The following is a 12843-nucleotide window of genomic DNA, read 5'->3' on the forward strand; positions in this document are numbered from 1 at the left end:
TTTATTATTCTATTTCTGCGAATAACTTTGCATAATCCTCCAAGCAATCTACATATTCTAACTGAAATCCTATTTTCTCCATCCGCGTAGCAAAAATCCTTTTCCCTGTTTCACGCTCACTTTCCAGCACCAACTCAGCTAAAGCACATGCGCGCTGAATCTTTAAAATCATTTCATGCAAAGGCTGAGCTTGGTTATTGCTGCAAATATATGATGGTTCTGGATGTTCCACGTGAAGTAAATGTGCCAAAAAACCTGCCAAATCATCAATATGAATCCGATTTGACCAATGTATATTCGGGTAACTTTGTGTGCTTTCCGCAAGTTTGAGCATGCGTGCAGTCGAAGTGCCATAAATACCCGAAGGACGTACGATCACACATTGTTCAGGATAAGCCTGTTGCCACAAGTGTTCCATCTGCAACAACAACTGCCCTTGTACATCATTCGGCTTAGGCACAGTATCATCATCAATACATTCACCTGCGTTTTCGCCATAAACCCGTGTAGATGAAACCACAATAATTCGCTTTACAGGATGATCTTTTAATGCAGCGACAATCGGCTGCACAGAATCTACATAAGTCTGTTGATACGCTTCTACAGAACTCAAAACCGTATTCCGAGATGGTGCAAGTAATACATAAACGGCATCAACAGGTTGAGTCTGTGATAAATCGAGCTGTTGAATATCTTGAAGCAGATGCGTCATATCAGGATCTGTTTTCAGACTGCGGCTAATTGTGGTAATTTGATGACCGAGCGTAAATAGTTGTTTTGCAACACGCTGCGATGTTTTACCATAACCAATAAATAGAATATGCATTCAGCACCTAATCATAGCATTTGAAGTTGAGGGGACATGGCTGCAGTCCATCAGTTGCAAGGGGTAGGCTCTGCCTCTGCTGCATTACTCGAAAAACTAAATATTTTCACCACAGATGACTTGTTGTTTCATCTACCGCGTGACTATGAAGATCGTAGCACGATCATTCCCATGAACCAATTAAATGTGGGACGCAGCTATTTACTCGAAGGTGTGGTTAAAGGGGTCGATTTTCCACCGGGTAAACGCAAGTCAATGGCGGTCAATTTAGAAGATGAATTTGGCAAAATCACCTTACGTTTTTATCATATTTATAAAGGCATTACAGATCGTGCCAAACTCGGCAATCGTTTAAGAGTATTTGGCGAAGTACGGGTTGGAGCGCGTGGTCTGGAAATGTATCATCCCGAATTACAACTCATTACTGAACATACTGCACTGCCTAAAACCCAACTGACCGCTATTTACCCAAGCACCGATGGGCTGACCCAAGCCAAATTACGTGAATATGTCAAACAAGCTTTGGCACAGCATAGTGATGATTTACCTGAACTCTTGCCTGAAAAAATGACCAATGGTTATGCACTCAAACAGGCGCTAGATTATATTCACCATCCACCTTTAAATGCCAATATGCTGCAATTGGCACAAGGCTCTCACCCTGCACAGCAACGCTTGATTTTTGAAGAGTTGGTGGCGCATCAAGTCAGCTTGCTAACCCGACGGGCTTATATTCAGCAAATTTCCTCACCTGCATTTTCCCCAAGTCAAAAACTAGCGCCTGCGTTACTCGGCAACATGCCTTTTCAAATGACAGGCGCACAGCAACGGGTTTCGCAAGAAATCATGCAGGATTTGCAGGGTAATAAACCCATGCTGCGCTTGGTACAAGGTGATGTAGGTGCAGGTAAAACCTTGGTCGCTGCAGTCGCAGCTTGTCATGCCCTAGAAGAAGGCTGGCAAGTCGCGCTGATGGCACCCACTGAAATTTTGGCAGAACAACATTATCTGAACTTTCAAAAATGGTTTGAGCCGTTGGGCTTAACAGTGGCGTGGTTGTCTGGCAAACAAAAAGGCAAAGCACGCGCAGCGGCTGAACTGAGCATTCAAGATGGTAGCGCCAATTTGGTGGTTGGGACACATGCGTTATTTCAGGACAATGTGCAATTTGCCAAATTAGGTTTGGTGATTATTGATGAACAACACCGTTTTGGGGTCGATCAACGTCTGGCTTTGCGCAATAAAGGTGCCAATCACACTACACCGCATCAATTGGTGATGACTGCAACGCCTATTCCGCGAACTTTAGCCATGTCCGCCTATGGCGATTTGGACACTTCGGTGATTGATGAACTACCGCCAGGACGTACACCTATTCAAACGGTGACTATTCCGCTAGATCGGCGTGAAGAAGTCTTACAACGCATTGCCAGCAATTGTGCCGAAGGCAAACAAGCCTATTGGGTCTGTACCTTGGTGGAACAGTCGGAAACCTTAGATGCGCAAGCTGCCGAGGCGACTTTTGCTGAAATTAAAGAACGCTTTCCTGAACTGAATATTGGGCTGGTACACGGCAAAATGAAAGCCGATGAAAAACAAGCCGTCATGCAGCAATTTAAAGACAATCAATTACAGTTGCTGATTGCCACCACAGTAATTGAGGTCGGGGTCGATGTACCGAATGCTTCAATTATGGTGATCGAAAATGCCGAGCGTTTAGGACTTTCACAGCTACATCAGCTACGTGGACGAGTCGGACGGGGTGCCAAAGCCAGTTTTTGTGCCCTGTTGTATAAAAATCCACTTTCGCAAAATGGACAAGAACGCTTGCGGATTATGCGGGAAACCAACGATGGTTTTGTGATTGCAGAAAAAGATTTAGAACTGCGCGGCCCAGGTGAACTCTTGGGAACCAAACAAACGGGAGATATGGGCTTTCGGGTGGCTAAATTAGAACGGGATGATCATTTGCTGGCACAGGCGCATCATGTGGCACAGCAAATTTTAAACGATTATCCTACACATGCCGAAGCTTTGCTAAAACGCTGGCTGCCTGAGGCACCACGTTATGCCTATGTTTAAACGGATTGCAGTCCTAAGATGACTCAGCCGATCAATCTACTACAATGCGGCATACAATGGCTGCGCCAACTGCAACCGTGTCAGCTCTGCCATAGCGACACGCAATGGCAACATTCAGTCTGTCAAACCTGTTGGCAACAATTACCGTGGCGTAGCCAAGCGGTACAACGACAAGAAATACAGATTCAAGTCGCCTTTGATTATCACTATCCAATTAATCGCATCATTCAACAATTTAAATATGAACAGCAGTTACATTACCAACTGCTTTTAGTAGGCGCGCTAAAACAACTGTCTTATCCTAAAATCCAAGCCATTGTACCGATGCCAATTTCCACTGCCCGCTTGACTGAACGCGGCTACAATCAATCTTTATTGTTAGCAAAAGGACTAGCGCGGCATTTAAATGTCCCGATTTGGCAACCTGTGACCCGCTTACAACAGCACGCGCAAAAAGGCTTAAGTCGCTTAGAAAGATTGGAAGACATCCAACAGCAATTTCAAATTCAGAATGCGCCTAAAATCCGTTTTCGTCGGGTTTTAATTGTGGATGATGTGGTCACGACGGGCAGTTCAATTCATGCACTCAAACAGCAGTTGCTCAAGCTCGGCTGTCAAAAAGTCGAGGCGGTTTGTCTGGCCAGTGCTGAATAAAAAAACTATTCGGTTGAATATGCTCAACGCATTAAAAAGTTGAACTTAAAATATAGAAGAATGATCAACTGCTCTTAATTTTGTTGTAAATATTGTTTTAACCACGGCATCACCACTTCACGGGTCAGCGGTGCCAACAAAGTATCTTGATCATCCAAATCTACCCACTTCATTTCGGCAATTTCAGCAGCAATTTTTGGTGCCTGATCAAGCTGAACCCAATACACATAACTGACCAAACGGCAGTCGGGCTCATTGGCCGTTGCTGTTTCATAGCGTCCAATAAATTGTTGAATTTGCGCCTGACAGCCAATTTCTTCGGCAATTTCTCGCAACATGGTCGTTTCAGGCGCTTCATTGGGTTCTAATTTGCCACCGACCTGCATAAAACACGCGGTATGCTGTTTACGCACCACCAATAACTGCTGTTTGACATTTAAAATAATTGCAGCTGCAACGGTAATGATGTTGTTGATCTCAGCCATTTTATTTCGCCAGTTCCTGCTGCACCCACTCTAGCTCAGGCACTTCCCATTTCATTTCAGGAACACGGTATTGTTCAAATTGCTGCAAAATATTGTCAATACAATTCGATACAATCAATGCCTCACAAAAACGTGGCTGAGTAAAACCTTTTTCAGAGGTCTGTCTTAAAAACTTCAGCAAATCATCATAAAAGCCAGCTACATTAAAAAAGGCACAGGGTTTTGAGTGAATTCCTAATTGTGCCCACGTCCATTGCTCAAAAATTTCTTCTAAAGTTCCAGAACCACCCGGCAAAGCAATAAAGCCCTCGGCCAATTCTGACATTTTTATTTTGCGGGCATGCATGTTTTCTACGATGTGTAATTCGGTCAAATGCGGATGCGCCAATTCATGCTCTGCCAAACTTTCAGGCATGACACCAATTGCACGCCCACCTGCGGCCAAAGTACTATCTGCCACCACACCCATTAAGCCTGAGCGTCCACCGCCATAAATTAAAGTTTTGCCTTGTGCAGCCAATGTTTCACCCACTTTTCGTGCATTTTCAACAAAAACTGAATCTTTTCCTGGGGCAGAACCACAGAAAATAGCAATTGACGACATCATTTTTTCACCATGTTATCTGGCTGTCATGCCATAAAATTAAACTTCAGGGAGATTTTTAAATAAAATAGCATTCTGAGCAGTGTATTTAGTAAGATCCTTGTCTAAAATACACCCATCCACAAAACCCATACTGCGCAAGGAGAAAAGACGAATGCTTGAAGCCTTTTATGCCACAGAGCGCGGTAGTCTGGAAGATGCCACCATTAACGGTGGTTTTGATTTGCATCCAGATCTGGTCTGGATTGACCTGATTGCCCCTTCACAAGAAGAACAGCAATGGGTACTAGACGCATACTCACAAAATTTACCAACCTTAAAATCTTTGGAAGATATTTCATCTTCAGCGCGATTCTACCGTGATGATGACGGTATTTTACACATTAGTACCTATTTTTTAACTAAAAATAAAAACTATCAAGTCGATGGCGAAACTGAAGACAATTCCAGTATTTTAGCCACTGTGCAAACCGTCGCCTTTATTTTACATAAAGAACACTTGTTTACCCTACGTGGTGAAAAATTAGTGGCGTTTCGGGCATTTCGGGCGCGTGCACGACGTAACGACTACGAAATTGACTATAAAGACCCGACTTGGGTACTTTTGGGCTTGCTTGAAGCCAAACTGGACGAACTTGCGGATATCTTGGAAGATATCCACAAGGACTTGGAAAAGTATTCCACAGAAGTTCTGAATAACCGCCATCGTGAGCAAATTTTAGACCTCGATGACATGATTACCCGACTGGCACAATTAGAAGACATGCTTGGAAAAGCACAACTGTGTTTGATTGATTTACGTCGTGTCCTGACCTTTTTGGCACGTCCGCGTGCGTTGGGTAGTCATATTTACGATGCCGACATTCGAGAACTCAGTGAAGATGTACGCTCACTGGTCGAACACGATGCCTTCTTATTCCAAAAAGTGCGCTTCTTGCTCGATACCACTTCAGGCTTCATTAACACCGAACAGAACGACACGATTCGTCGATTCTCGATTTTGCCGAGTATGTTAGCGCCACCGATGTTAGTTGCCAGTGTTTATGGTATGAACACCGACGTGTTACCTTTTGCCAAAGGCACCACCAGTTTTATAGTGGTCAGTATTATTTTAATTGGCTTCTTTATTGGCCCATTAATTTACTTTAGATGGAAAAAATGGATTTGATGCCTTTTATTCCCTCTCTTTTTAGGTTTAGGAGAGGGTTAGGGAGAGGTTTGCAATCTTTTTTCTCTCCTTTTAGAAGCGGGTTAGAAAGGTTTGCAATCTTTCTTCTCCTTTTAGCAGCGGGTTAGAGAGCTTTGCAAGCCTACCTCACTTGAATAAAGCGGGAAACTAAACGCAATAAAAAAGCACCTTACAAGAAGGTGCTTTTTTGATGGTTTTTTCAGTTTTAGACGATTAGCTGCAAATCATCTTGCAAATGACAGGCTTGAATGATCTTCATCATTTTTTCAGGAACCGCTTTAAACTGTAAGCCCTTGGCTTCAGGCGTCTGACGCAACCATTGCACCAAAACGGCCAAAGCTAAAGTACTCTCGTGTTCTAGCTGCGCCAAATTAACCACCAAAGGCAACTGCTGCTTACGAATCAACTGCAGACCTTTTTGGTAATATTGCTCTGCATTACTGAAATCTATTTTTCCAGAAACACATAATTCCTGATTTGATAATTCAATCACGCCACACCTAACCTATTTTTTCTTTTCAACCGCAGCTTCTGCATCTGGCTTAAAGGTTGCAATGGCTTTATCAATATTGCCGCCATTACGCTTCACGTTCGCTGCAAACTGGTTACGGAATTGCAAACCTAAATCAATACCCGACACGTTAATGTTACGGATTTTCCATTGGCTGCCTTTGTCTGCCAACTGGAATGACACAGGAATTTTTTCACCATTATGCAAGAAATCAATGGTCACCACTGGGTTCTTGCTGTTGGTCGCCTTATAAGGACGCATGGTGTAGCTTTGGTTGCTAAATTTCGCAAACGCTGTGCCATAGTTCTCAATTAAGGTTTCACGGAAGTTTTTCTCAAACTGCGCGCGTTGTGCTGCTGAACTGTATTGGTTCGTCGCATAAGTCCCCATCACAATACGGGTAAATGCCTGCGCATCTACATACGGATCAAGGTTTTGACGCACAATCGTTTTGACCAATGCTGGATTGTTCTGCAATTTAGCATGATCTGCTTTTAAACGTGCAATCAAGCTATCGGCAACTTTTTTCACAAAAGCTGGTGGCGCTTCTGCAGGTGCAGCAAATGCAGTTCCTGCCAACATGGTTGAAAGTACACTTACCGCCAGAGTTTGCTTTAAAAGTGTTTTCACGGACAATCTCCTTCATTACTCAACAAATGACACTTCTGCATCTGTTGTTTCAGCTGTCGCTGTGTCTTTATCTGCGTCTGACGCTGCGTTGGATGTTTTCGCTGCACCGCCAGTAATAAACTTACTGATTAAATCTTCTAAATCCATGGTGCCTTGCGTGTTGGCAATACTTTCGCCACGCTTCACAAAGTTCAAACCACCACCTGGAACCACTTTGAGATATTTCTCACCCAATAAACCATTGGTTGCTACCATTATGTAAGCATCTTCATCAATACTGGTGATGGATTTCATGTTACCCAACAGTTGTTGTTCCATTTCTTTTTGTTGCTGAGGATTTGCTTCTTGGTATTCTGCACTGTAGCGCAATTCTTCAAGCGCATAATTTTGCACTGTTTTTAGTTGTTCAGGATTAAAACTGGTCAACTTGCCATCTAGTTCAAATTCAACTGTAGCCAAACGCGATACAGGGTCTAAAGTAATATCATTGACACGACCAATGGTGACACCGCTCATAGTAACTTTGGCGCGTGGTTTTAAACCATTCACGTTGTCAAATGTTGCTGTCATATTGTAACTGTCACGCAAATTGGTACCCACCAATCCACTGACTTTCATGGCCAAGAAAAACAATGCAATGCCTGTCAAAATGACAAATACACCTACGGCCAGCTCACTTGTACGTGATTTCATTAAACACCTCCGAACATGACCGCAGTCAACACAAAATCAAAACCTAAAACACATAATGAAGAATACACCACGGTTCGTGTGGTCGACGTCGCAATGCCTTCCGATGTTGGAACACAGGCATAGCCTTGATATACTGCAATCCAAGTACAAATTAATGCAAAAACAAAACTTTTAATAATTGTGCCATTAAAAATATCTTTAAAGAACTGCACGCTGCTTTGCATACCGCTCCAGAAAGAACCTTCATCGACACCTAGAAAATCGACCCCAACCATTTTGCCGCCCATAATGCCAACCGCAGCAAAAATAATGGAGAGCATTGGCAGGCTGACAATTCCTGCCCATAAACGTGGTGACACAATACGCTTGAGTGGGTCTACCCCAATCATTTCCATACTGGCCAATTGTTCTGTGGCTTTCATCAAACCAATTTCTGCAGTTAAGGCAGAGCCTGCACGTCCTGCAAATAACAGTGCAGCCACTACAGGTGCCAGTTCACGCAATAAAGTCAAAGACACCATGGTGCCTAACATGGCTTCTGAACCAATATTGACCAAAATAGAGTAGCCTTGTAAGCCCAATACCAAACCAATAAATAAACCCGACACCGCAATAATCAATAATGACATCACGCCAACACGGTACATTTGGTATATGAACAGCTTCACCCCAAGCAGAGTTGGCATGGAAAATAGAATTTGCAACAACATTTGGGTGGCGACACCAATGCCACGAACACGCTCAATGACGCGTTGACCTAATGCGGCAATAGCATTCATGAACGCACCTCATCACTTAAATAAGCCCGATGGCTAAATTGATAATCGACAGGCCCTTCGGCAGCGCCTGTTAAGAACTGACGTACAAATGCCGATTCATGCTGTTGTAATTCCGCTGGTGTACCCTCGCCCTGAATCACGCCTTCTGCGATAATGTAAATGTAGTCAGCAATCGACAGCGTTTCACCTACATCATGCGAGACGATGATGGTGGTTAAATCCAAAGCTTCACGTAAAGAACGAATTAAACGAGTCAGTACACCTTTTACAATCGGGTCTTGGCCTGCAAATGGCTCATCGTACATGATCAATTCAGGGTCTAACGCAATCGCACGTGCTAAGGCCACACGACGGTTCATCCCGCCCGATAATTCTGCAGGCATGAGTTGTTCAGTACCACGTAACCCCACTGCTTCAAGTTTCAACGCCACCAGTTCTGCAATTAAATGCTCCGGTAACTTGGTATGCGCACGCAATGGAAATGCTACATTTTCATACACGCTCATATCGGTAAATAACGCACCGCTTTGGAATAACATGCCCATACGTGCCCGTGCAGCAAACAACTCCTGACGTGACATATCTGCAAGGTTTTTTCCATCCAGTAAAATATCACCATGATCGGGTGCCAGTTGACCACCAATCAAGCGTAATAATGTGGTTTTACCTGTACCAGAAGGTCCCATAATGGCCGTAATTTGCCCACGGCGAATCTTTAAACTGACATTTTCAAAAATGACACGTTTCCCTCGTTTAAAGCTCAGTTCATTGACTTCAATCAATGACGGCTCATGTTGAGGCATTGGATTATTCATAGCTGAGGGTCTTCCTGCATTTTTTCAGCACGCATACTATAAAGGATCGAAGCATAAAATGTTATCTAGCAAATTTTTTAAAACTGTGCACGTATTGTTCAAGCAGTCTTATTATTGTTATTTAAATCACTTTTAGGACAGCAACAATTTAAAAGTAAGAAGAAATAATATAATACATTAAATTGCATAAGATGAGTGCTAAACCAATATACGGCATCATTCCCTCTCTCGTCTGCATGAGCAATCGTAAGCTATTGATGTTCATAATTAGCAAATAGAGTTAAAAACGTGACTTATTATACATTTTATTTATCTAAAACAAAAATATTTAACATAAAAAAACCAGTGCTGAGCACTGGTTTTTCTTTATACAAATTGCTATCGCGATCTTAGTCGTTAAATTTACGACGTGGGCGATCAAAACCACCTTCACGGCGTGGACGATCTGAATTGAACTCGCGACGTGGACGATCTTCACCACCAAAAGAACGCTTAGGACGATCATCAAACGAACGTGGTTGACGGTCACCAAAACCACCTTCACGACGTGCAGGACGATCACCAAAATCACGTTTTGGACGGTCACCGAAACCACCTTCGCGACGTGGTTTATAGTCTACGCGGTTGCCACGGTTGTCATCAGTCGCATCAAAGCGTGGTTTATCGTTGAAACCACCTTCGCGACGTGGACGGTCTGAATTAAATTCACGACGCGGACGATCTTCAAATGAACGTTGTGGACGGTCACCGAAACCACCTTCACGGCGTGGACGGTCTGAATTAAATTCACGGCGTGGACGGTCTTCAAATGAACGTTGTGGACGGTCACCAAAACCACCTTCACGGCGTGGACGATCTGAGTTGAACTCGCGACGTGGGCGATCTTCACCAAATGCAGGACGTTCACCACGTGGTTTGTCATCGAAGCTACGACGTGGACGATCATCACCACCTTCACGACGTTTAAAGTTGCTTTCGCCTTCAAAACGACGACCGCCACCAAAACCGCCACGACCACCGCGACCGCCATCACGACGACCACGACCACCGTCACGACCAGAACGTGCTGGTGGTGGAGATGGCTCTAAGCCTTCAATTTCAGAAACACTTAAACGTGCATCTAAGAAATCTTCCAAAGCACGGATTTTGCCACGCTCACGGTAAGTTGCCAAAGTAATGGCATTACCGGTACGACCCGCACGACCTGTACGACCAATACGGTGTACATAGTCTTCATTTTTCATTGGTAAACCAAAGTTGATCACGTGAGAAATCGTTGGTACGTCTAAACCACGTGCTGCTACGTCAGTTGCAACCAAAATTTTTGCACGACCTTCACGAATGCTACGTAAACGACGGTTACGTACAGTCTGTGGCATTGCACCGTGTAGAGCAACGACAGAGTGACCTGCTTCAGCCAATTCTTCAGCCAACATGTCGGTATCTTCTTGAGTCGATGCGAATACAACCGCTTGGTCTACACCTTCATCAGACAACCAGTGTGACAATAATTTTTTCTTGTGCTCAAAGCCATCTGTCCAGTGTAAAGTCTGGGTGATGTCCATGTTGGTTGAGTGACCTGTTTCAATTGCAATACGCACAGGTTCATTCATCATACGTTCTGCAAGCGTGATAATACGGCTTGCAAAAGTAGCAGAGAACATTAGTGTTTGTTTACGGTTAGCAGCCAAGTCGCTAATGGCTTCTAGGTCTTCAGAGAAACCTAGGTCAAGCATACGGTCAGCTTCGTCTACAATTAAAGCATCAACTTTATCGAGCTTAATTTGACGACGGTTCACCAAGTCAAGTAAACGACCTGGAGTCGCTACAACCACTTGTGCACCTTTTAATTGTTGGATTTGCTTACCAAAAGGCATACCACCCATAATTGCTGCAATACGTACACCTTTCATGTGACGTACAAATGCAATCGCATCTTGGCTCACTTGTTGCGCCAACTCACGTGTTGGGCAAAGTACCAAAATAGATGGCTGAGTAATGGCTTTCATGCGTTCTTTAAAAGGAACGAAAGTATCTTGGTTAGCAAGCGCGTTTAAAGTTGGGAGTAAGAACGCAGCAGTTTTACCAGAACCTGTTTGGCTAGACACCAATAAGTCTTTACCTTCAAGTGCCGCTGGAATCGATTGTTCTTGAACAGGAGTCGGCGTAGTAAAGTTCAAGCCTTCTAAAGCTTGTTGTAAAGATTCGTGTAAAGAAAAATCAGCAAAAGTTTTGCTCATAGAGATTTTCACCCTGAAAATGGGTGCTCCATTAAAATAAAGTCAGATGGACATCGGCAAAAAGCGGTACAGCAATTATCGCTGACAATTTAAGATTCAGCGGCGATCCGAGTAACGACGATGTGATATAACGCACGCATGATTACGGCTTAACCTGAAGGAATCGCTTTAGCGATTGGGGCGCGAGATATCGTCCTCTCTTTGGACCGCACGCGCATACACAATGATTAGAAGAGAAATGTTCAGGTAATGAACAGAAATTAAGTGCGTGGGCGGATTATAGCAGGATTATTTTAAAAGTCACCTTATTTAATCTACTTTTGCATTTTTTTGTGTAACCCGTGATATATCCTGCTTTTTAGCGAGTATACCCACAATCAAAATGGGTCTTAAATTAGCTATTTTAGACCAGTCGATAAAAGAAAAGCCCTCAAGATAGAGAGCTTTAATCATTTTTGCGATGGCGTAGATGGTGTGATCTGATTATTTAGCCGCTTCACCCCAAGCAGGTACAACGGCTTTCATAAGTGGTTTTAACATTTTCATTGAACATGCCAAAACTTGACCATTTTCCATAGAGTCGCTGCCACCACGTGCATCGACTACTGTACCACCCGCTTCTTTCACAATCAGCTCACCAGCAGCAATATCCCACGGTTTTAAGCCAAGTTCAAAATAACCATCTAAACGGCCTGCAGCCACATAAGCCAAGTCTAAAGCAGCAGAACCTGCGCGGCGGTATTGTGCGCCAGCTTCGGTTACATTCAATAAACTTTCAAAATGGTTTTTGGCATAAGAGATGATTTCACCATCACGCTTGGCACGATAAGCATGCCCAACGGCTAAGAAGGTGTTGTCTAAACTGTCTTTTACATTTACACGAATACGACGTTGATTCATCATCGCACCACGGCCACGGCTCGCAGAGAACAACTCATCTTTTACAGGATCGTAAATAACACCGTGCTGTGTCACACCTTTGTGTTGCACTGCAATCGAAATACAGAAATGAGGGAAACCGTGAACAAAGTTTAGCGTGCCATCTAAAGGATCAATCACCCAACACCAGTCGGCATCGTGACCTTTGCCTTCCTGCATGCCAAATTCTTCGCCCAGGAAGCTGTGATTTTTATAACTTTTGCGTAATGTATCAATGGTCAATTGCTCGAGGTAACGATCTACGCGCGTTACAGGACCATCAATGCCTTTTTCTTCGACTTGTAGATCGAGTTTATGACGATTCTGATGCGCTTTTAAAAGCTCTTGACCAACTGTTTGAGCCGCACGCGCAGCCATCACCACCATAGGTTCCATTGAACACCCACTACAAATTTG

The 12843-nt window shown here is 43.7% G+C and carries 13 protein-coding genes; 3 read left to right on the forward strand and 10 right to left on the reverse strand.

The genetic code is table 11. The annotated features are described in order from the left end of the window. Nucleotides 1-4 precede the first annotated feature (4 nt). Nucleotides 5-826: an NAD-dependent epimerase/dehydratase family protein gene (locus tag C3Y93_RS07850; protein WP_104852591.1), complete on the reverse strand. Its 822-nt coding sequence runs from the start codon at nucleotides 824-826 to the stop codon at nucleotides 5-7. 36 nt (nucleotides 827-862) lie between these two features. On the opposite strand from C3Y93_RS07850, the gene recG reads away from it, so the two are divergent. Both recG and C3Y93_RS07860 read left to right on the forward strand, forming a co-directional pair. After that, on the forward strand, nucleotides 863-2908 hold the full coding sequence (recG, locus tag C3Y93_RS07855) for an ATP-dependent DNA helicase RecG (RefSeq protein WP_104852592.1): 2046 nt from the start codon (nucleotides 863-865) through the stop codon (nucleotides 2906-2908). Between the two features lie 18 nt (nucleotides 2909-2926). After that, on the forward strand, nucleotides 2927-3562 hold the full coding sequence (locus C3Y93_RS07860) for a ComF family protein (protein ID WP_104852593.1): 636 nt from the start codon (nucleotides 2927-2929) through the stop codon (nucleotides 3560-3562). 74 nt (nucleotides 3563-3636) lie between these two features. Here C3Y93_RS07860 and C3Y93_RS07865 read toward each other — a convergent pair whose 3' ends face one another. Together C3Y93_RS07865 and C3Y93_RS07870 are read right to left on the reverse strand one after the other, a co-directional pair. Beyond that, nucleotides 3637-4047, reverse strand: coding sequence for an NUDIX hydrolase (locus C3Y93_RS07865; RefSeq protein ID WP_004974664.1), 411 nt, complete (start codon nucleotides 4045-4047; stop codon nucleotides 3637-3639). A gap of 1 nt (nucleotide 4048) precedes the next feature. After that, a complete protein-coding gene (locus tag C3Y93_RS07870) occupies nucleotides 4049-4651 on the reverse strand; it encodes a TIGR00730 family Rossman fold protein (protein WP_026438479.1) in 603 nt (200 codons plus the stop codon). 154 nt (nucleotides 4652-4805) lie between these two features. Here C3Y93_RS07870 and C3Y93_RS07875 point away from each other — a divergent pair, with 154 nt between their 5' ends. Next, the gene (locus C3Y93_RS07875) at nucleotides 4806-5819 is read left to right on the forward strand and encodes a CorA family divalent cation transporter (RefSeq protein ID WP_096901036.1); all 1014 of its coding nucleotides are present in this window, start codon (nucleotides 4806-4808) and stop codon (nucleotides 5817-5819) included. A gap of 226 nt (nucleotides 5820-6045) precedes the next feature. Here the strand turns inward: C3Y93_RS07875 and C3Y93_RS07880 are convergent, their stop codons facing one another. The 7 genes from C3Y93_RS07880 to C3Y93_RS07910 form a co-directional block, all read right to left on the reverse strand. Further along, on the reverse strand, nucleotides 6046-6333 hold the full coding sequence (locus C3Y93_RS07880; RefSeq protein ID WP_104852594.1) for an STAS domain-containing protein: 288 nt from the start codon (nucleotides 6331-6333) through the stop codon (nucleotides 6046-6048). 12 nt (nucleotides 6334-6345) lie between these two features. Continuing rightward, on the reverse strand, nucleotides 6346-6981 hold the full coding sequence (locus C3Y93_RS07885) for an MlaC/ttg2D family ABC transporter substrate-binding protein (RefSeq protein ID WP_004974651.1): 636 nt from the start codon (nucleotides 6979-6981) through the stop codon (nucleotides 6346-6348). 15 nt (nucleotides 6982-6996) lie between these two features. After that, complete coding sequence (locus C3Y93_RS07890) at nucleotides 6997-7674, reverse strand: outer membrane lipid asymmetry maintenance protein MlaD (RefSeq protein WP_096901228.1); 678 nt, start codon at nucleotides 7672-7674, stop codon at nucleotides 6997-6999. Further along, nucleotides 7674-8453, reverse strand: a complete 780-nt coding sequence (gene mlaE, locus C3Y93_RS07895; protein WP_104852595.1) for a lipid asymmetry maintenance ABC transporter permease subunit MlaE — start codon at nucleotides 8451-8453, stop codon at nucleotides 7674-7676. Before mlaE ends, C3Y93_RS07890 begins: the two co-directional genes overlap by 1 nt. Then, nucleotides 8450-9268: an ABC transporter ATP-binding protein gene (locus C3Y93_RS07900; RefSeq protein WP_104852596.1), complete on the reverse strand. Its 819-nt coding sequence runs from the start codon at nucleotides 9266-9268 to the stop codon at nucleotides 8450-8452. Before C3Y93_RS07900 ends, mlaE begins: the two co-directional genes overlap by 4 nt. 389 nt (nucleotides 9269-9657) lie before the next feature. Then, entirely contained in the window at nucleotides 9658-11508 is a 1851-nt protein-coding gene (locus C3Y93_RS07905) for a DEAD/DEAH box helicase (RefSeq protein ID WP_104852597.1), read from the reverse strand. A gap of 483 nt (nucleotides 11509-11991) precedes the next feature. Further along, nucleotides 11992-12822, reverse strand: coding sequence for an inositol monophosphatase family protein (locus C3Y93_RS07910; RefSeq protein ID WP_104852598.1), 831 nt, complete (start codon nucleotides 12820-12822; stop codon nucleotides 11992-11994). Between the last annotated feature and the right edge of the window lie 21 nt (nucleotides 12823-12843).

The sequence above is a fragment of the Acinetobacter sp. SWBY1 genome (assembly GCF_002946595.1).
Lineage (GTDB): Bacteria > Pseudomonadota > Gammaproteobacteria > Pseudomonadales > Moraxellaceae > Acinetobacter > Acinetobacter towneri.

Coding starts and splice junctions, on each gene's coding strand:
- C3Y93_RS07900 (WP_104852596.1), bottom strand. CDS start 9,268: ATGAATAATCCAATGCCTCAACATGAGCCGTCATTGATTGAAGTCAAT.
- C3Y93_RS07905 (WP_104852597.1), bottom strand. CDS start 11,508: ATGAGCAAAACTTTTGCTGATTTTTCTTTACACGAATCTTTACAACAA.
- C3Y93_RS07870 (WP_026438479.1), bottom strand. CDS start 4,651: ATGTCGTCAATTGCTATTTTCTGTGGTTCTGCCCCAGGAAAAGATTCA.
- C3Y93_RS07860 (WP_104852593.1), top strand. CDS start 2,927: ATGACTCAGCCGATCAATCTACTACAATGCGGCATACAATGGCTGCGC.
- C3Y93_RS07890 (WP_096901228.1), bottom strand. CDS start 7,674: ATGAAATCACGTACAAGTGAGCTGGCCGTAGGTGTATTTGTCATTTTG.
- mlaE (WP_104852595.1), bottom strand. CDS start 8,453: ATGAATGCTATTGCCGCATTAGGTCAACGCGTCATTGAGCGTGTTCGT.
- C3Y93_RS07865 (WP_004974664.1), bottom strand. CDS start 4,047: ATGGCTGAGATCAACAACATCATTACCGTTGCAGCTGCAATTATTTTA.
- C3Y93_RS07875 (WP_096901036.1), top strand. CDS start 4,806: ATGCTTGAAGCCTTTTATGCCACAGAGCGCGGTAGTCTGGAAGATGCC.
- C3Y93_RS07910 (WP_104852598.1), bottom strand. CDS start 12,822: ATGGAACCTATGGTGGTGATGGCTGCGCGTGCGGCTCAAACAGTTGGT.
- recG (WP_104852592.1), top strand. CDS start 863: ATGGCTGCAGTCCATCAGTTGCAAGGGGTAGGCTCTGCCTCTGCTGCA.
- C3Y93_RS07850 (WP_104852591.1), bottom strand. CDS start 826: ATGCATATTCTATTTATTGGTTATGGTAAAACATCGCAGCGTGTTGCA.